20 protein-coding genes are annotated in these 19,227 nt (G+C 34.6%); 3 read left to right on the top strand and 17 right to left on the bottom strand.

What is annotated here, in order from left to right; translation table 11 throughout:
* Positions 1–16 precede the first annotated feature (16 nt).
* The 4 genes from der to WAX74_RS01895 form a co-directional block, all read right to left on the bottom strand.
* Positions 17–1,327: a ribosome biogenesis GTPase Der gene (gene der, locus WAX74_RS01880; RefSeq protein WP_053589803.1), complete on the bottom strand. Its 1,311-nt coding sequence runs from the start codon at positions 1,325–1,327 to the stop codon at positions 17–19.
* A 422-nt stretch (positions 1,328–1,749) separates the two neighbouring features.
* Complete coding sequence (locus WAX74_RS01885) at positions 1,750–1,944, bottom strand: hypothetical protein (protein ID WP_336495962.1); 195 nt, start codon at positions 1,942–1,944, stop codon at positions 1,750–1,752.
* 310 nt (positions 1,945–2,254) lie between these two features.
* Positions 2,255–2,698 (bottom strand): hypothetical protein, encoded by a 444-nt coding sequence (locus WAX74_RS01890; RefSeq protein ID WP_336495963.1) that lies wholly within the window; start codon positions 2,696–2,698, stop codon positions 2,255–2,257.
* Between the two features lie 338 nt (positions 2,699–3,036).
* Positions 3,037–3,819, bottom strand: a complete 783-nt coding sequence (locus WAX74_RS01895; RefSeq protein ID WP_336495964.1) for an alpha/beta fold hydrolase — start codon at positions 3,817–3,819, stop codon at positions 3,037–3,039.
* Positions 3,820–4,276: 457 nt separating this feature from the next.
* On the opposite strand from WAX74_RS01895, the gene WAX74_RS01900 reads away from it, so the two are divergent.
* The gene (locus WAX74_RS01900) at positions 4,277–4,417 is read left to right on the top strand and encodes a hypothetical protein (RefSeq protein WP_336496214.1); all 141 of its coding nucleotides are present in this window, start codon (positions 4,277–4,279) and stop codon (positions 4,415–4,417) included.
* A gap of 241 nt (positions 4,418–4,658) precedes the next feature.
* On the opposite strand, the gene rpsA is transcribed toward WAX74_RS01900, so the two are convergent.
* The 7 genes from rpsA to prsW all read right to left on the bottom strand — a co-directional run bounded on the left by rpsA (position 4,659) and on the right by prsW (position 10,811).
* The gene (gene rpsA, locus WAX74_RS01910; RefSeq protein WP_336495965.1) at positions 4,659–5,807 is read right to left on the bottom strand and encodes a 30S ribosomal protein S1; all 1,149 of its coding nucleotides are present in this window, start codon (positions 5,805–5,807) and stop codon (positions 4,659–4,661) included.
* Positions 5,808–5,902: 95 nt separating this feature from the next.
* Entirely contained in the window at positions 5,903–6,493 is a 591-nt protein-coding gene (locus tag WAX74_RS01915; RefSeq protein ID WP_336495966.1) for a lysophospholipid acyltransferase family protein, read from the bottom strand.
* Between the two features lies 1 nt (position 6,494).
* On the bottom strand, positions 6,495–7,169 hold the full coding sequence (gene cmk / locus WAX74_RS01920) for a (d)CMP kinase (RefSeq protein WP_336495967.1): 675 nt from the start codon (positions 7,167–7,169) through the stop codon (positions 6,495–6,497).
* Positions 7,170–7,248: 79 nt separating this feature from the next.
* Positions 7,249–7,896 (bottom strand): flagellar brake protein, encoded by a 648-nt coding sequence (locus WAX74_RS01925; RefSeq protein WP_336495968.1) that lies wholly within the window; start codon positions 7,894–7,896, stop codon positions 7,249–7,251.
* A 74-nt stretch (positions 7,897–7,970) separates the two neighbouring features.
* The gene (locus tag WAX74_RS01930; RefSeq protein WP_336495969.1) at positions 7,971–9,251 is read right to left on the bottom strand and encodes a PepSY1/2 domain-containing protein; all 1,281 of its coding nucleotides are present in this window, start codon (positions 9,249–9,251) and stop codon (positions 7,971–7,973) included.
* A gap of 9 nt (positions 9,252–9,260) precedes the next feature.
* Positions 9,261–9,989, bottom strand: a complete 729-nt coding sequence (gene sleB / locus WAX74_RS01935; RefSeq protein WP_336496199.1) for a spore cortex-lytic enzyme — start codon at positions 9,987–9,989, stop codon at positions 9,261–9,263.
* Between the two features lie 126 nt (positions 9,990–10,115).
* A complete protein-coding gene (prsW, locus tag WAX74_RS01940) occupies positions 10,116–10,811 on the bottom strand; it encodes a glutamic-type intramembrane protease PrsW (RefSeq protein WP_336495970.1) in 696 nt (231 codons plus the stop codon).
* A 78-nt stretch (positions 10,812–10,889) separates the two neighbouring features.
* Between prsW and WAX74_RS01945 the strand changes: the two genes are divergently transcribed.
* Positions 10,890–11,861 (top strand): asparaginase, encoded by a 972-nt coding sequence (locus WAX74_RS01945; RefSeq protein WP_336495971.1) that lies wholly within the window; start codon positions 10,890–10,892, stop codon positions 11,859–11,861.
* Between the two features lie 929 nt (positions 11,862–12,790).
* Here WAX74_RS01945 and WAX74_RS01950 read toward each other — a convergent pair.
* From WAX74_RS01950 to WAX74_RS01975, 6 genes are all read right to left on the bottom strand, one after another.
* On the bottom strand, positions 12,791–13,765 hold the full coding sequence (locus tag WAX74_RS01950) for a YpdA family putative bacillithiol disulfide reductase (RefSeq protein WP_336495972.1): 975 nt from the start codon (positions 13,763–13,765) through the stop codon (positions 12,791–12,793).
* Between the two features lie 36 nt (positions 13,766–13,801).
* A complete protein-coding gene (locus WAX74_RS01955; protein ID WP_336495973.1) occupies positions 13,802–14,560 on the bottom strand; it encodes a metallophosphoesterase in 759 nt (252 codons plus the stop codon).
* An 81-nt stretch (positions 14,561–14,641) separates the two neighbouring features.
* Positions 14,642–15,271: a CBS domain-containing protein gene (locus WAX74_RS01960; protein ID WP_336495974.1), complete on the bottom strand. Its 630-nt coding sequence runs from the start codon at positions 15,269–15,271 to the stop codon at positions 14,642–14,644.
* A 78-nt stretch (positions 15,272–15,349) separates the two neighbouring features.
* Positions 15,350–15,967: a LysM peptidoglycan-binding domain-containing protein gene (locus WAX74_RS01965; RefSeq protein ID WP_336495975.1), complete on the bottom strand. Its 618-nt coding sequence runs from the start codon at positions 15,965–15,967 to the stop codon at positions 15,350–15,352.
* Positions 15,968–16,045: 78 nt separating this feature from the next.
* Complete coding sequence (locus tag WAX74_RS01970; protein WP_336495976.1) at positions 16,046–17,461, bottom strand: RecQ family ATP-dependent DNA helicase; 1,416 nt, start codon at positions 17,459–17,461, stop codon at positions 16,046–16,048.
* A complete protein-coding gene (locus WAX74_RS01975) occupies positions 17,454–18,488 on the bottom strand; it encodes a YpbB family protein (protein ID WP_336495977.1) in 1,035 nt (344 codons plus the stop codon). Before WAX74_RS01975 ends, WAX74_RS01970 begins: the two co-directional genes overlap by 8 nt.
* A 111-nt stretch (positions 18,489–18,599) precedes the next feature.
* Here WAX74_RS01975 and WAX74_RS01980 point away from each other — a divergent pair, with 111 nt between their 5' ends.
* A complete protein-coding gene (locus tag WAX74_RS01980; protein ID WP_053589821.1) occupies positions 18,600–18,848 on the top strand; it encodes a ferredoxin in 249 nt (82 codons plus the stop codon).
* The last annotated feature ends 379 nt before the right edge of the window (positions 18,849–19,227 follow it).

Below are 19,227 nucleotides of genomic sequence, written 5' to 3' on the forward strand. Positions count from 1 at the left end.
CTTTAAAACTAATTAATCAAGTTCTTGCACGAGTTATGATTCGTATTGGAGTTCCCTCAAAATCAAATGATTCTCTAATGCGATTTTCTAAAAATCGCTCATAGGAGAAGTGCATTAACTCAGGTTCGTTTACAAACACAACAAATGTTGGTGGCTTAATAGCCACTTGTGTTGCATAGTAAATACGCAATCTTTTCCCTTTATCAGTAGGAGCAGGATTACGAGCTACAGAATCCTCAATCACTTCATTCAATACAGAAGATTGTACGCGAAGTGAATGATTTTCACTTACTTTATTGATAATAGGTAAAATTGCGTGAACACGTTGTTTTGTTTTTGCGGAAACAAATACAATCGGTGCATAGTCTAAAAATTGAAAATGTTCTCGAATAGATTTTGTCATTTCATTCATCGTCTTATCATTTTTCTCGATAGCATCCCATTTATTGACTACGATAATAACTGCTTTACCACCCTCGTGAGCATACCCAGCAATTTTTTTATCCTGTTCCTGAATACCTTCTTCTGCATTTATAACAACTAAGACAACATCTGAGCGTTCTATCGCTTTAAGAGCACGTAGCACGCTGTATTTCTCAGTTGTTTCGTAAACTTTACCTTTTTTTCGCATTCCTGCTGTGTCGATCATGACATAATCTTGTCCATCAAATGAATACTCCGTATCAATAGCATCTCTCGTAGTACCAGCTATATCACTTACGATTACACGTTCATGTCCTAAAAATGCATTGATTAACGATGATTTCCCTACATTAGGTCTTCCGATTAACGAGAATTTAATAACATCCTCGCCGTACTCTTGGTCCTCCAAATCAGGGAAATTTTTTGCAACTTCATCTAATAAATCCCCAAGTCCTAGACCATGTGATCCAGAGATCGGATATGGTTCGCCCATACCTAGTGCATAAAAGTCATAAATCATTTCACGCATATCAGGATTGTCGATTTTATTGACCGCTAAAACTACAGGCTTTTTCGTTTTGTATAAAATTTTTGCAACATATTCGTCAGCTGAAGTTACACCTTCTCGCCCATTTGTTAAGAAAACAATCACGTCAGCTTCATCCATTGCAATTTCTGCTTGTTGTTTAATCTGCTCTAAAAATGGTTCATCACTAAGCTCAATACCACCTGTGTCGATAATGTTAAACTCATGTGTTAACCAATCTGCCGAGCTATATATACGATCACGTGTAACACCCGGAATATCTTCCACAATAGATACACGCTCTCCTACAATTCGATTAAATATTGTTGATTTGCCGACATTTGGCCGACCAACGATTGCTACTACTGGTTTTGTCATTGCTAATTCATCCTTCCAACTTCATCTATTCTGTATTATACAACATAGTGACACACAAATGCACATTAGCTATATATTAAACGAAATCCTAGTAGTATCAATTGTTTAGAAATTGTTAAATAAACTTACACAAAGTAAATTAATGCACTACCATGCATTGCCTTGGTGCTACTTTGGGGAAACAAATAAGTTAAAATAAAAGTCTTTGGTGGCATTATGTATAGGTTAAGAAAGCTATTAACGGATTTTACAAGCAATACTAATAAACAGAAAACAAATTATTGTTATCTGTTATCTTTATTTGTATAATTATCCAGCTACGCCCTCTGAGGGAATCGATTTGAGCACTCAAATATTAGATACCTTGTGTAAAATCTGCAAAAAAATATCTTGCCAAATACCCATTGTGTTCCCCTCCGATGTCATTCACCTATCCCCCTTATTTTCTCTATTTCCGTATTTTGAAGTATTTTAAATAAGGATCTTGCGTTTCTTCGAAGAAGATGTCTGTTTTCATTTATTAAATCTAAATTATGCTCTATCGATCTTCTTGCAGTTACTAAATCCATTTTGTCCATGCTTTCATTAATTTTTTTCATTATCTCATTTATATCCATTAGCTTCTCCTTCAAACTATATATAATATAACTATCAGTATAAGCAAATAATTATTAATAGATTTAATTAATTCCCATTTTATAGGTATAAAGAGTAATATTGTTAGGAACAAAAGATATATCTGAGCAAATCAAATAGACAGACCAATGGACATTCTCGTAGTATTTTTTCTTTTATGACTCAGTAGGTTCCAGATACGACAGAAAAAAGCCAACCATTAATTATGTTGACTGTCACCGGAATCCTTATTCAACTAATGTGTCCTGTTAGAGTATTAAATTATTCAGCAGCGATAGTTCAAAATATGGTCTACCTGCCGATAAACATATTTCTGCTGAAGGGACCCCAGTTCTCTCCCCTATAACCTGATCTTCCCTCTAAATTAACAAAACAAGGGAGCACCGTATACATGATACCCGACATAGCATTAACAATAAATGTCATTACAAATCTCATATTCGTATTGTCGGCAGGTGTAATCATTCCGATGTCAGGACGTATTGCGTTTGCTGCCGTAAGTGCAGCGCTCATTCCTACGGTAGCAATACCTGCAGGACGATCCATATTACTTCTAATCCAGTAATTAGAAACATTCATTGCTGATGCTAAATCAGTCCGCTGATCATAATTAATTAAAATTTGATTTGGAGCAATTTGTCTAGCCTCCAGAAGTATGGGATGAGTTATCATCTGGCGGTCATTTTGATTAGTAGTCATTTTATTTCCACCTCCACAATATGATGAAATAGTCAACTGTCTATATATTGTATGGTATTTGACTTGATTATGTTCACAGTAATCAGTTCAGCGTTTGTGTGATTAATCTGTCCTTTAGTTCAAGAAGAAGTGCGTAGTATGGTCCAATTACCTAAGAACAGAAAAAAGCACCCTTATAAGAATGCTTTAGTTAGTTACTTATATAAATAACATAAAACGATATGTCTTATCATATCAACCTGGAATAATTGTGTTTCGATTAAATCTATCTTTCTACACAGAACAACGTAATTCTTTATGATTTCCATTCACTTCACCCCTTTTTATAGGGATTTGCTATTGTTAAACATTGATTTATTAACATTAGGAAACTTTCATCCAGTAAATTGTATTAGAAGCTGGTTAAACTTGTCACGTTCTTCATAGAAAGGAGCATGCCCACTGTATTGAAATGGGACTAGCTGTGAATGTTTTATTAATTTATTTGTTTCTTGTGCATTAATAAAAGGAACAACTTTATCATGTATGCCGTGAATAATTAGTGTAGGAACTAATATTTTATTTAGATCATTGTACACATTCTCATCTCTTAATGTCCTCATAATCGCAGCAGTCGACCAACCTGCTGCTTGTAATCCTAGCTGAAAGAACCAATCAGATAATGGGCTAGTAATATACTGGAAGAAGAAAATATCCGCTACACCTCGTAGCATTTTAGGGCGATCATTAAGTGTTTCTGTAATAAACATGTTTGCGACTTCTTCTGAAACACTAGAAGGAGATGCAGCGTCTATTAGGACAAGTTTTGATACTCCATAACCTTGATATCGAGCCATATATCGAATCGATATTGCGCCTCCCGTAGAGTGTCCTGCTAGTGTGAAATCTTCTAACTGCAGTGCCCTTATTACTACATGAATATCATCTGCCAATCTGTCATAATTGTAGCCTCTGATTGGTTTATCCGAATTACCGTATCCCCTCCAGTCAATTGCTATACATCTATATCCCATGGATGGAAGAACATTAAACTGATATTCAAACTGCTTATGATTTAATGGCCAACCATGTATAAATAGTATTGTCTTCTTTCCCTCTGGATTGACATCCTCTATATATATATTTACTCCTTGCTCTACTGTAACAAAGTATCCCATACTATCCCCTCCAGTTGCTCAAAGTGTTATCAACAATAAGATACTCTTCTGGGGAGCTATAGGTGAATACCTATCTTTTTTTTCGCGATGATTTCATACCTGGTGGACCCTCTCTATTGGCAAGTGGATCCTCATCTAAGGGTGGCTAGTTCCTCCTCCACTACATGTAGGCTTTCCAGATAAATAATATTAATTCTTAGGGCAATCTAATTTTGATTGCTCTTTTTCATTTTGTGTCTACTTTGACGATTTGTGTTTAAAAATATTCTAGAGTACTTAATTTTGTTCATAAAATAAGAACATAATCAAAGGAGCGTGTCTTTAATGCAAAGCTTCCAGTCCATTTGTACTCAATTTGCTCAGATTGTTAATGGCAAACCTGCTATGAAAAATGACAGTTATTCTGTAGAACTTGAGAGAAAGTTTCATTTAACTATCCAAGGGCGTCCTAGTCGTAATGCTTTTGACAGAAGGAATAACTTTTGAATCTCTAGATTATGAAGGTAATGCCCTCAATCTTGGTGAAGTGTTTGTAAGACAAGAAGAATTACCTGCATTTGTAAGAGCACTTAGGGAATACACCACAGATGATTTATGAAACATATGGTCATGTTTTAAAAGAACTAGAATTCCAAGCAGTTGCCTTATTTGGGGCTAAAACTGGGGCTAACCACTCCTAGAATGTTCACCAATCCTCAGCAACAAAGGGTTATAATTAAATAATCTGTATTATACAACAAAATAACAAAAGCAGGCGACTATAAAATCGCCTGCTCAATTAAATCATATTATGAATAATACCTTAGACTCCCTAAAAAACTTTTTAGAAACAGTCTAATTTAGTTTTTATTCGTAAAATCCTTTAGTTTATCGCCTAATACATCACTTATTGAAAATCCTTTTGACTCCTCTGGTAATTGATAGTCGTCTAAGTTGTAGTCATTCTCATTTTCAATAAGATCTTTAATACTTAAAGATAAACGTTTGTCCTTACTGTTTACATCGAGAACTTTCACTTCAACTTTTTCGCCTTCTTTTAGTACTTCATGAGGAGAAGTAACATGCTTATGCGCAATTTGAGAAATATGAACAAGACCCTCAACACCTGGGAATACTTCTATAAACGCTCCATATGAAACGATACGTCTAATTGTACCAGTTAATACAGAACCTTTAGGTGCTTTCTCTTCTATATCTGTCCATGGTCCCGGTAAAGTATCCTTAATAGATAATGAAATTCTCTCTGAATCTCGATCTACTGATAATACTTTAACTTTTACTTCTTGTCCTTCTTTCAGAACATCCGAAACATTATCTAAATGATCATAGGATATTTGAGAGATATGAACAAGACCATCTACGCCTCCAATATCAACAAAAGCACCGAAAGAGGCAATTCGCTGAACAGTACCCGAAATTATGTCTCCACTATGGATATTTTCGAGTGTTTTTTGTTTACTTACAGCTTTTTCACCTTCAACAACTGCTTTATGAGAAAGAATCAGTCTATTTTTCTCCTTCTCTAATTCCACAATTTTAAATGTTAATACTTTGCCTTTATAGTCCTCAAACGACTCAACAAAATGATCTTCGATTAAAGATGCTGGGATAAACCCTCTCACACCCAAATCAACGACTAAACCGCCTTTTACTACTTCTTTTACTTCAGTTTCAATAATTTCACCTGTTTGAAATTGTCTTTCAAGCTGATCCCAAGCTTTTTCTGCATCCACTTTGCGCTTCGAAAGGACAAAGTTTGCTTCTTCTACTTTTGTAATCATTAGTTCTAATTCTTCACCGATGGAAACGGCGTCGGATGCTTTTTCAATATGCAAGCTAGATAGTTCACTGATTGGAACTATTCCATCAAAAGGTGCACCTTCAATTGTTACGATCACTGACTTCTCGTCTACTTGTGCAATCGTCGCTTTTACTAGATCTCCCTCTTTAAACCCATTTAAGTCAACTAAGTTCATTTCATCTGACATATGATATCCTCCTTCACAACGTCTCTTCTCTATTTTATGCGAACTAGCAAAGAAATACAAAAGGAAGCCCTTCCTAAATTGAAAAAAGATTTGATTTAATTAGTTTTTTCGTATTGCTCTAGTAATTCCCCTATGCTAGACATAATAACTTCAGTCACTTCATCAGGAGAAGCTTTACGTTCCCGATAAGGTTGAATATCAATCATTTCCCCAAAGACTATTTTCAGTTTTCTAAATGGTTTATAGGGACCGATAATGGCACAAGGAACCACATTGGCATCCCCTCTAAGCGCAAAAAAACCTGCTCCACTAAAACCTTTTCCTAGTTTTCCGTCTTTACTTCTTGTCCCTTCAGGAAAGAGACCGACTACTTCTCCATTTTTTAAAAGTTTAATAGCCCGACGTAAAGCATCCCTGTCACTCATTCCCCTTTTAACCGGAAAAGCATTAACACCAGGTAGAATACTTTTCAATATAGGAATATTAAATAGTTCTTCCTTTGCCATAAAATTTACTGGTCTTGGTGCATTAATACCTACTACTGGCGGATCTAATGCATCTATATGATTTGCACATAATAGAATTCCACCCTCTTTTGGAAACTTTTCGATTCCAATTACCTCAAATCGATAAATTGGTTTTAAAGCTGCATAAACAGCTGTCTTCGCAAAGGAATAAAGATTCATATTAAGCCATCCTTTCTTTTGCAAGTTTCATAATTTTTTCAGAAACTTCATCAATTGTAAGAGAGGTAGTGTCTATAAAAATTGCATCCTCTGCTTGTACTAATGGAGAAGCTTCTCGCTCGCTATCCAACTTGTCTCGAAGTTCAATATCATACATAAGTTCTTCTAAACTAGAATGAATACCTCTTTTTTTATTCTCACTTAATCTTCTTTTAGCTCGTTCTTCTACACTTGCGGACATGAAAATTTTTAACTCAGCATTCGTTAATACAGAAGTACCAATATCTCTACCGTCCATAACTACACTACCGTTTTTCCCCATTTCAACTTGTCTCCTAACCATTTCTTCACGTAATTCTGCATGTGCTGCAACTAAAGAAACGGAAGCTGTTACTTCTTTTGAACGAATCTCCTCGGTTACTTCTTGATTATCTAGAAATACGCGTTGTCCTTCAGGAGAAGGTTTTAACTCAATCGATGTTTCTTTAAGTAAGTTAGTTAATTTATCTTCATCTTGCATATCTATGTTAGATTTAATTGCTTTATACGTAATTGCACGATACATTGCTCCTGTATCCACATATGTATATCCAAGTAATTCTGCAGCTTTTTTAGCAATGGTACTTTTCCCTGCTGCTGCTGGACCATCTATTGCTATTTGTATTTGTTTTGTCATTATGAAGCCTCCACTCTATTCAATTATATTTTAACATAAATTCATACGTAAAAAAAAAGCCTGTTTAAACAGACTTTTTTCAGTTCATTTCTCTTTTTCTTAATGATAATTGTCGCTCAAAGCAAAAGCGAACAATTTGCTGTTTATCTAAATCATCTGTATCAGTAAACTGTAAGGATGCAATATTTTGCTGACCTCTTTCCCATAAGCGTACAACAACGGCTGTTGTAGTAACGTATTTAATGTCGCCATTGTTAAAAGCAAGAGGGATAAGCAAAGAGATCTCATCTCCTTCTTTAAACTTAACTTCTCTGTTCAATATAACAGCTGTTCCTCCAGCGCTAAGATCATCTGTTACAAACTGGTATTTTTCGTCTTCAAATTGTAAAGATATATCTAAAGGAGTAGTAACTCGAACAAAATCTCTTCGTTGAATTTTAATAATTTCCGAGTCGCCTGGATAAAGAAGCTTGATCATCGGTATTTGTCCTTTTCTTTTACCCAGTACTTCTGTTTGAAAAGCAAACGCGGACTTAGATTCCTCTACATATGAAGCACGAAGTTGAGCGCCATCAATTAAAAAAGCAGTTCTATTCGTATTTGTATCAATTGGATAATCGACATATACAAATTGTTCATCTAAATCGACCACTTTACATCGATATTTCTCAGCTTTTTCTGTAAACGTAGGCTCTAGCATTAAATTAGTCCCAAGTTTAATTTTCATACTTTTATCCCTCTTTAAGTGTCATAATAGTTCTATTATGACACTTAAAAGATCATTTTTCTATAAAAAATATTTTAAGGGAGCTTTTCTGCATGTAAAATTTCATGAGTTTCTGTATCAATATATATTCTATATGTGCCAATAGAATCATTTTTTGTTAATACTTCATAAGCTAGTCTTTGTTGCAACTCTTTGTTTTCAACATATGCTAAACGTTCCTCTTCCACGGAAAAATTACTAGAGAACATCTCTTTATAATTTAGTGGTTTGACTTCTTGAGGAGCAATTTTTTCTTTTTGAATATATTCCATCGCATTTAAACCAAGTAACTCTCCGTTATCTTTTGCTACCTTAAGTTGGATTCCATCTGCATAAATCAATGCATCATTCTCAGGATCCTTCCTTGCAAAAGTTATATGCCAAGCTATATTGTTCTCCCGGTATTCCACCATTTCTGTATCCGCATAGTTAAAAGACTTCATATATGTTGAAGTTTTCTTTTTTAATTGCTCGACAGATATCGCTGTTTGATCAAATGGTCTCTCCATTAAGTAGGACAGTAAATGACCACCCTTTTTAGTAAAGTCAGCGTATCCAATTCGAATTCCTTTATGGAATTGAATATGGTAGAAAGGATAAGGTGCATCTTTAGAACTTTCAGTAATATGAATAGTCGCACCTTTGAATTCCGGGAACAATTGAATAAATTTCTGTTTCATTTGTTCTGCAGTAACTTCTGAATCCTCAATATGTTTGAGGTCTTTCTTTTTCTGTTGATCTGTTTCACTAGCGGTCATTGGAAAATCACTTTCCGTGTAGGATTTCGCTGAGTTTCCTAGTGCTTTCCAATTCTTTTCATTACTTTTATTAACTTTATTGTTCACAAATGAACTAACAATATAATCTTTTGACCCGTCTTCTCTGTTTGTAAAAGCCCATTGATCGGAAAGAGAACGTAAATTGTCGCGAGCATTTGACATATTTTTTTGCCAATCTTCAATGGGTACTTTTCCATCCTTTACGAGTGAAGCTCCATTACCGATACGATTTAAATAATTCATCCATGCAGTAGAGGTCTCACTATCAAGGGGTAACGCTGAAATCGATGCACGAACATCTGAAGACAGCCTCCATACATCATTTAGAGGTTTATCTAATGCTGCTTTGTCTTGAAATAGTAGAGTTTGATCAATAGAGTCACTTAGTTTTATTAATTTTTCTGAGGCAGATGTTAATTGATTGGAATATTGAATTGCCAGCGCATTTTCCAACCGGTTATTCTTTGCTTGAACTGAAAAGTGATAGACAATGAATATGACAGCGACAGTTGCAATTATCCAAATATATTTTTTCATGTTATCTCCTTATGAACAAAAAATATGCTGTCCAATTTTTTTAATTTGAGGTCTTGACCAAATCCACTCACTCGTAGCTGTATCAGGGTTAAAATAATAGATTGCATTTTCTGTAGGATCCCACCCATTTAATGCGTCTAAAACAGCTTCTTTTGCACGTTCATTTGGCTCAAGCCAAATTTGACCATCAGCAACTGCAGTAAAAGCTCGTGGCTGAAAAATTACTTCTGAAACTGTATTTGGAAAATCCGCATGCTCTACTCGATTTAAAATGACAGCTGCAACTGCAACTTGCCCTTCGTATGGTTCTCCTCTTGATTCGCCATAAACTGCATTTGCAATTAGCTTTAATTCTTTTTCAGTGTATTGTGGGGGTAACTGCATATTCGTGCTTTCAGCTCTTTTGTTCTTAACCTGACTCTTAAGATCCGTTCCACCATAATAAGTAAAGCTATTTCCTTTATTAATTTGTCCATGTACATATTGTTTATCGAACTTAGATGCACTCACTAGTTTCTTTTTCGTATCCTCACCCAGAATCCCATCTATAGGGAGTCCATATTTTTCTTGAAAATTCCTTAATGCCCAATACGTGCTGTAGCCGAATTTACCGTCTATCTGACTTGTATAAAAACCAATGTATTGAAGTCTTGCTTGTAGTTCAATTACATCATCACCAAAAGCACCCCGTTCTAACACCTGGGTGGAAAATGCCTGAGTTGATTGTTCCTGTTGCATAAATGCATAGCTTCCAGAAAGAAAGACCAAGCTAATTAGGATGTATTTAATTTGTTTCAAAAGACATCTCTCCTTTTTTTACTAGCTTGGTTAAGAATTCGCTAAATATACAAAAAAAATCTAGCCTCAGCTAGATTCTTCTTTTAAAAAATATTCATGGTGTTCAAATCTTTTATAACGTGAAAGCATATGTGCTTTTTTTACCTTTGATAAACCAAATACCCATAAAAAAAGCATAAATGGTACCATTAACAAAAGATTTACATCTTTAATGATTAATATACTATTATAAACAACATGTAAAAAGAATGCTGCAAAAAGTGCATAAGCAATTTCATATTTTGCTTTTTTCGTGTCAGTGAATTTTGCTCTTCCTATGTAATATCCCATTACTACGCCAAATAATGCATGACTTGAAACCGGTAGTAAAGCACGTAGAAATGCGTGATTCATTCCAAAATTTAATAAATATAGTATATTTTCAACTGTAGCGAATCCAAGCGAAACACTGGCTCCAAACAATACTCCGTCATAAGGATCATCAAACTCAACATGTTTATAAATAGCAATAATAAGTATGAGCCATTTAAAAAATTCTTCTAAAGCACTTGTTACTAATACTTGATGTACAAAAATAGACGAAAATACATTTTCTTGTTGAATGACATGTTGAATAAATAAAATAGGAAAGGTGAGTATAGCACCATAAATAAATGTATGTAACAATAACCTAGAAGGTTCTTTTGCGATTTCCTTACGAAGGTAAAAATAACTTAAAAGTGCAAGAGCCGGAGCAATTGCAACGGAAAGCAGTATAAACATATCGTTACTCCTTCCATATTACTATATCTATTATACATTATAATTTATCTAATTTGTAAAAATAACGGAGGTGTTTCTATGAAAAATATATTATTAATTCATACAGGCGGTACTATTTCTATGAAAATTCAGGCAGAAACTGGGGCTGTCATCCCTATAGAAAATAATCCTATTACTTTAGAAGGTGAAAAATTAAAAGAATATGCCAACATTAAAGAAATAGAGGCATTTAATTTGCCCTCTCCACATATTACGCCAAAAGAAATGCTTTTGTTAAAGCAATTGATAGACCGATCTATTCAAGACGATCATATAGATGGGGTAGTAATTACTCATGGGACAGATACTTTAGAGGAAACAGCATATTTTTTAGACTTAACTGTTGATACTTCAATTCCAATTGTTCTAACTGGTGCTATGCGTTCTTCCAATGAAGTAGGATCAGATGGCTTATATAATTTATTGTCTGCTGTAAAAGTTGCAAGTTCTGATGATGCAAAAGATAAAGGAGTGTTAGTTGTATTAAATGATGAAATACACACTGCTGAAAATGTTACAAAAACTCATGCTAGCAATGTTAATACCTTTCAAAGTCCTCAGTATGGACCTATAGGTTTTATATCAAAGTCCATTGTACATTTTCACCATTCACCAAATTATCGTACTGTGTTTCCCATTCAAAGTATTGCTAAAAGAGTCGCTCTCTTCAAAGTATATGCTGGAATGGAGCCTGATCTATTAGCTGATTGTGTTGAGTTAGGGTATGACGGAATTGTGTTAGAAGGGTTAGGTCAGGGAAATGTACCTCCAAGCATTCTTCCAATTATCGAGGAAATTATTAAAAAGGATATTCAGATTGTACTCGTTTCTAGATGTTTTAATGGTATTGCTCAAGATGTGTATGGGTATGCAGGCGGAGGAAAAAGCTTAAAAAAAGCTGGAGTGATATTTGCTCAAGGATTAAATGGGCAAAAAGCAAGGTTAGCACTTCTTATTGCACTAAACCATTCTAATAAAACAAAAGCTATGGAAAACATTTTCTCGATTTAAATTAAGAATACGGAAACAGTTTTCAAATTGAAGGCGAACGAGACGAGTCTAATTAATTGCGGATAAATTATATCTTTGATTTCCACTTCAGGGTCCGATTTATTTCCGTTCCAGGCGGACGCTTTCCGCCGGCATGGCTTCACCCGCTTCCCTCGCTACGCTCAGTCCAGGGTCTTCAGCTCATGCACCTGCCGCTTCGCTTTCGGTGCAGAAAACATTTGCTATTCCGGCTGGAGTCGCCGCCTTCCACTACAATTAACTATTATCCGCTTTTCAATTAGGAAATCATTATGCCATTAATAGAGTAAGTTTTTATCACTTACATTTTTTCAATTAGTATTTATAGAAAATCGTTGAAAAAGGCGACACTCCTGCGGGAATAGCGTTAGCCGAAGACCCCGTAGTTGAGGGGAAAGGCAATCTAATTTCGCCGCATCCTGCTCCTGCGCAAAGCTCGTCGCAAAAGAACTTTTGCGGCAACGATTGCATGACCAACATCGTGTTGGCCTAGGAGGCTAAGGCAAAGCCCGCGGAAAGGGAGCCGTTTCAACGATTTTCTTATTTATCGGACGACATTATTTAGTAAAGTCAAATTCTATAGACTTTTTCAGTGGCCTACACGCTTTTCCCGCTAGAGTCGCCGCACTCCGTTTCAAGCAAATAATTTCCATGATTTCAATTATTTCCTATATCCATTTATGGGAAATCACTATTAAAAACAATCTACCTCCGCTTTCTATATTTACCCACATGATGGGATTGTATAGTTTACTAATACAACACATGGAGGATAATCAATACAAATCAGCCCATTCTTGTCACAGGCTAATTCGACGCTAGATTTTCGCTAATTTTTAAAAGAGGCTGATCACTTACTTCACTTATATGAACTAAATAAATCTATGCGAACCGAAAAGAAACGATGAACATCAGTTACCTGTTATTTTACGTTCTATTTCCTTTGCAATTAGTTTACCGTGAAATCTTCCATTTTCAATAAATATTTCATTTGCATTATTTCCAGCAGCTATCACACCAGCAATAAAAATGCCTTCCACATTCGTTTCCATTGTATCCACATTATATTTAGGTCTCCCTGTTTCTTGATCGATATTTACTCCCATTTTATTTAAAAAATTATGGTCTGGATGATAACCTGTCATTGCAAATATAAAGTCATTTTCAATTTGGAATTCACCATTTGGTCCTTTTAAATACGCAATATGTTCGTCTACTTTTAACAACGCGGTGTTAAAATGCATTTCAATTTCTTTATTACGAACAAGTCCTTCAAATTCAGGTAAAATCCATGGTTTAATACTAGGTGAATAGTCATTTCCACGATATACAACCGTGACATTCGCCCCCGCTTTATTCAACTCTAATGCAGCATCGATCGCGGAGTTTTTACCACCTATAACTAAAACATTTTGCGCAAAATAAGGATGACCTTCTTTAAAATAATGAAGTACCTTTGGCAGTTCCTCTCCAGGTACTCCCATATAATTAGGTTGATCATAATAGCCGGTTGCGATAATGACATTTGCAGCATGATAATTCGCTTTTGAAGTAGTCACGAGAAAATGATTATCTTTTTTTTCTACGCTTTGTACATGCTCATATTTATTTACTTGTAAGTTTTTCAACTTTACTACTTCTCTATAATAGACTAAAGCTTGATTTCTCTTTGGCTTTCTTTCCTCTACTATGAAAGGTACATCGCCTATCGCTAATTTCTCACTCGTACTAAAAAAAGTTTGGTGAGTGGGATAATTATATATTGCTTCAACGATATTTCCTTTTTCAATAACTAAGCAGTTTAAACCAATTTCCTGAACAGCGATTGCTGTTGCAAGTCCACATGGACCTCCACCAACAATTAATACGTCTATATTTTGTTCCAACCTTAAAACTTCCTTCCTTCATTCTTTTCCTACTAGCTATCCAAATAGTGTGATGAGATGACACTCTGATTTAGCCCCTAATCTTAAATGGATACCTGTAGTACCAAAACCATTACTTACAAGTTCAGCACTATTTTCTTTCACACGAAACGTACCTTTTTCATAAATCCCTATCGGACCCAAACGAATTTGTCCCCCATGTAGATGTCCTGCCATTAACAAATGTGGACTGGCTACCTTTTTAGCATTGTTGAAAAATGCTGGTGCATGACATGCAAATACAACTACTTCATTTTCTAATACTTCTTGAAAAGCATCATATATTCTAACCCTTCCACTAAAACCATCATTTATTCCAACTAGTCGAATGACTGAATGGCTATTATGTATTGCCAGAGATGTATTATTTAAAATCTCCACATTATTTTCTTCTAATATAGAGTTTAGATGTTCCTCACCTATTTCACGATCATTGTTTCCATAAACATAATAAACAGGTCCAAGTTTACTTAAATCAACTATATTTTTTTCAGTTCTCTCCAGTGGTACACCTTTTTCAGTTAAATCCCCCCCAATTACGACTATATCTACCTCACCTACTAGAGAATGAATCAGTTTTTCGGGTATTTGTCTACGATGAATATCGGAGATGAAAAATATTTTAAATTGCTCCCCATCTTTCATTTCCTTGATTTGTAATGAATGTTTTATAATATTTGTCTGAAACGCCAAAAATCTCATATAAAACATCATCATTGCACTAAAAATAATGAAAAGTATAATGATATAAGTCAAATATATCCCCCTATCTAAAACATAGAAAAGGACAGGGAATTCCCCCTGTCCAGCGCCGTACAAATATTGTAGAGATTATTATCAATCTTTATCGATGTGTAATACTCGAAATCCTGATTTTTCAAGGTCCGCAATAATTCGATCTACTTTTTGATCATTATCAATTTTAAGTACTATTCTACGGGCTAACTTATCCGTTTCATCAAAAGTAACTAATGAAATTACAGGTGTATGATATTTGTGTAGAATATCTGAAACCTTTAGTATCCTACCTTCTGATTCAACTGACGCAAAAGTAATTCTAGTACCTTTTTTATTCATACCAAATGCGCTTTGGAACTGGTTAATTGTATCATATCGTGTAACAATTCCTAGAAACTTTCCTTCATCCAATACCGCAATAATTGGAAAGTCGTAAAGTTTTACAAAAGCACTTTCAAAAACATCATCTATTTCTACGAATGTTTCTTCTCTTGTAACAACATCCATTACAGTAGTCTTCTGTAAAAATGTTTCTCTATCCATGTCACTATAAAAAAAAGCTTTATATAAAAGATATTTATTGAACATTCCTTTATATATACCATTATCAAGTATAGGTAGTGCGTCAATTTCCTTTTCATCAAGCTGTAGCAATGCTTCTACCAGTGAAGTATTTGGTTGAACAGTCAAACATTTTTCTTTAGGTATCATCACACTTTTTACAAACATATAAAACACACCTCTTCCAAACGGGATATTCTTTATATATTCTGCAAAAGGAGAAAATATCCTTCTTAACAAGTTTTTCTAAGGCAATATCAGTTTCTGGCCAGCTGAAATACTATTCGAAGTTAATCCATTTGCAGCTTTAATTTTTTCGACTGCATTAGGATCCTTATAATAGTTTACTGCTATTCGATAGAGTGTCTCATCAGCTTTTACAATATGTGTTCTTTGTTTCGTTTCAACTTTTTGCTCTTCTTTTGGTTCTGCCTTTTCTTCAGGTTTAACTTCTGGTTTTACTTCTGGCTTCACTTCAGGAGTAGCTTGTTCAGTTTTTTCTTCACTTGGAACTGACGTTTCAGGCTCTTGTTCTGATTTTTCCGTATCTTCATCCACAATTTCTTCATCCTCTTCCTGCTTGGTGCCATTTGAAATTGGTTTTGTTTCCACTTGGATGACACCTTGACCAGAAGCTTCTTCTACTTGATCCGGGGTATAGAAAAAATGTACATATAGGAAAATGCAAACAGGTATTAGAATAAAGATAAAAAACAAAGAAGGTAACAGTAGGTTTTTAGATTTTTTTTTAGGTTTTTTAGTATAACTCGATCTTCTACTTCTTCTTGGTTCTGTAATATTATCTTCCATGCCAATAGATTGTCTATGCTCATCAATCTTTTTTTGGTAATCATCTTGATTCATATTGTTCAAACTCCATTCATTCCATCTTTACTAAATCTATTATGACGAATTTTGTTGAAAAAGTAAACTTCACAATATTTATGGACGGAGCAACTCATTAATTCTATTGAACCAATTTAGTTCTATATTTTCTAGATTTTGATATTCACGTTTGGTAAGTAATTGTTGAAGATCAAGTGAACAATTGAAACAACAGTTTTTTGGTTTAGTAGTCAATTGTTCATCAAACGTATTTAAAATTTGTTCTCTTATGCATAGTTCACTTTGGAATAAAGTAAATAATTTTTGAATTTCTAGCCATTTTCTCTTCTTGATGTCATGAAATAAAGCTATTGTCTCTTGCTCGGATAAAATTTCTTTCCAATAGCTTAAGATACGAAAGGTCGTTTCCGGAAGAAGAATTTGATACTCCTCTGATTGAAAGGCAGCATGAATATCCGTTTCATCTGGAAAGTCCTTCATTGCAACATAAAATGCCTGTTCCACATCTGAATTGGTATAAATGAGTGAAGCTATTGACTGTTTTCCGTCTCTTGCAGCTCTTCCAACTTCTTGCATGTAACTAGCAATGGAAGTAGGGATATGATCATGTATTATTTGTCGAATATTGTCTTTATGAATACCCATACCAAATGCGTTAGTTGCACAAATCCAGTCTAAATCTCCTTGCTGAAATTGTTGTTGGACTAATACACGATCCTCCTGTTCCAATTTCGCATGATAAAAGGCAACCTTAACTCCCTTTTTTTCTAGTTCATAAGCATAATATTCTGCTTTTTTACGGGATTGTGTGTATAAAATTCCGGGACCATTAGTTGTAGTTATACGGCCCATTATCCATGCTTCTTTCTCTTTTTGACTATCCGCTTTTTGCACCTCATAAGCAATAGTAGGACGATCTAATGAATGAATAAACTCAAAAGGATTGCTCATATGTAAGGTCCCTTTAATATCATCCACCACTTTTTGGGTAGCAGTTGCTGTTAAAGCAAGTACATTAGCTTCTGGAAAAGCATCTAACCAGTTAGAGATTCTCAAATAATCAGGTCGAAAATCATATCCCCACTGTGAAATACAATGTGCTTCATCTGCTACAATATATGCTATGGAAATCGATGACAGGGCACAATTAAAACGTTTGTTTTGAAGCATTTCTGGTGAAGTGAAGATAAACTTATACATTGCCAAATTACTCATAACCATTTCTTTTTGTTCGTAAGTAAGAAAGGAATTTATTGCCACAACTCTTTTTTCTCCAAACATTTTTAATTGTTCTACTTGATCTTGCATTAATGATAATAATGGAGAAACAATTACAACTGCACCTTTCATGAAATAGGCAGGTAATTGATATAATAATGATTTGCCCATACCAGTCGGCAGTATTGCGACGACATCTTTACCAGCAATTACTTGCTCAATTATTTCTTTTTGTCCTTCTCGAAAAGAAGTATGGCCAAATTTCTGTTGAAGTATTTCTGACAGCTTATCCATTAGCTTCTTCTCCTTTTGCTAGTGCAATTCTAATTTGAAAAAAGCTTAACTCGGGAGCCTGCTCTCGAATAATTTTTAACTTTTTCGTTTGTAGACTATTTGATATCCTTAACACTTTTTCGACTTGTTCATTTGAAATATAAGAAAAGAAAGGAAAGTATTGATTTGCGGACACTATTTCAATAATATGATCTTCAATCGTATTGAATTTTAAAAAGCGCATTGCAGCTATTTCTTGCAGGTTATGTCCCTTTTGAATTAATTGATACGTCTTCATAGCTGATTCAGTTAGCGGAGTTTGAACCTCTACATCTTTTACGAGAGGTAACAAGTCCGGAAACTTTTCTTCATTGATGATCGGAAGTGCAATATGTAAACTTTCAATAAACAACATTTTTATATCAAAAAGAGATAGATTGTAATGCCGAGCAAGTTGTTCCCATGTTAAACCACTTTTTCCATAACCACTTAATCGATAGACAAATATTTCTCTGTGAATATTCTCAAATTTTGTATTCTCAAGTAGTTGAAGCAATTGTTGTCTAAAGTTTGAATAAAATGCAACATTTTTATAATCTCTACTGTAAAGATATCCTTTTACAAATTGGTGTATATCTTGATTCTTTTGATTTGGAACATAGCGATGTACATTTGCTTGAAAATGAGATAACGTCTGAATCACCAATTCCATTCTGCTCCAAAAAACATGCTCATTTCCTCTATATAACCATCCATTAAATTGAGGATCTTTCATTGTCTTTATTTGCATTAAACCTTTTTCTGTAAGATTTATAACCGACCCATTCTCTTCAATAAAGCCCTTATTTACAAGTGTCAAAATTTCGACATTATATTGATCTAGTGATAATTTAGGATAAAGCGAAAAAAAAGGATGAAGTTTAAAATAAGTAACATCCTGTATTGTCTGGCCAGATTTTTTGCCTTTTAATAAGTAAAAGGGTGCGGTAGATGACCGTTCTCCATGAAATTTTTGAATGATTAATAGTAATAAATGATGAAAGTACAATGTAAATACCTCACGTTTTTAATGTATTTTTGTTGAAAAGTCACGTAAACAGTTTTAGAATGAATAGGATAGCTATTCCGTGTAAGCAGATATAAAGGAGAGAATATAATAATGGCTAAATATACAATTGTAGATAAAGATACATGTATCGCATGTGGCGCATGTGGCGCAGCAGCACCTGATATATACGATTATGATGATGAAGGTATTGCATACGTTATTTTAGATGATAACATGGGCACAGTAGAAGTTCCAGACGAACTACTAGAAGATATGGAAGATGCATTTGAAGGATGCCCTACTGATTCAATTAAAGTAGCAGACGAGTCATTTGAAGGCGATGCTTTGAAATTTGAATAGATGAATAATGTAAACTGCCTAGATTTTTGAGGCAGTTTTTTTATAAGAATTTGCAGCCCATGTTTATAATAGTGTCACTTATTAGAATCTACTTAATTCCCAACCATAATTAGAGATTAGTATCACGGATGTGCGCTTGCCGCAGGCTACGCATGAGCCTCCGCAGGATGAGTCGCTCCTTTGTCGCTCCCACATCCTTTACGGTTCTCATTCTTCGCGCTCCTGCGGCGTGTAAAACGCTCATCCTATAAATTTCCTTAGATACAGTCAGAAGTAACTTGTTAATGATAAGTGAAGAGTTATCTTTATGTGAGTTAGCTAGTTTTAATTGGAAATATTTTTCTAAAAATGTCACGAAATGTTGCAACGAGACCAATTA

Source organism: Psychrobacillus mangrovi, from assembly GCF_037104765.1.
GTDB classification, from domain to species: domain Bacteria; phylum Bacillota; class Bacilli; order Bacillales_A; family Planococcaceae; genus Psychrobacillus; species Psychrobacillus mangrovi.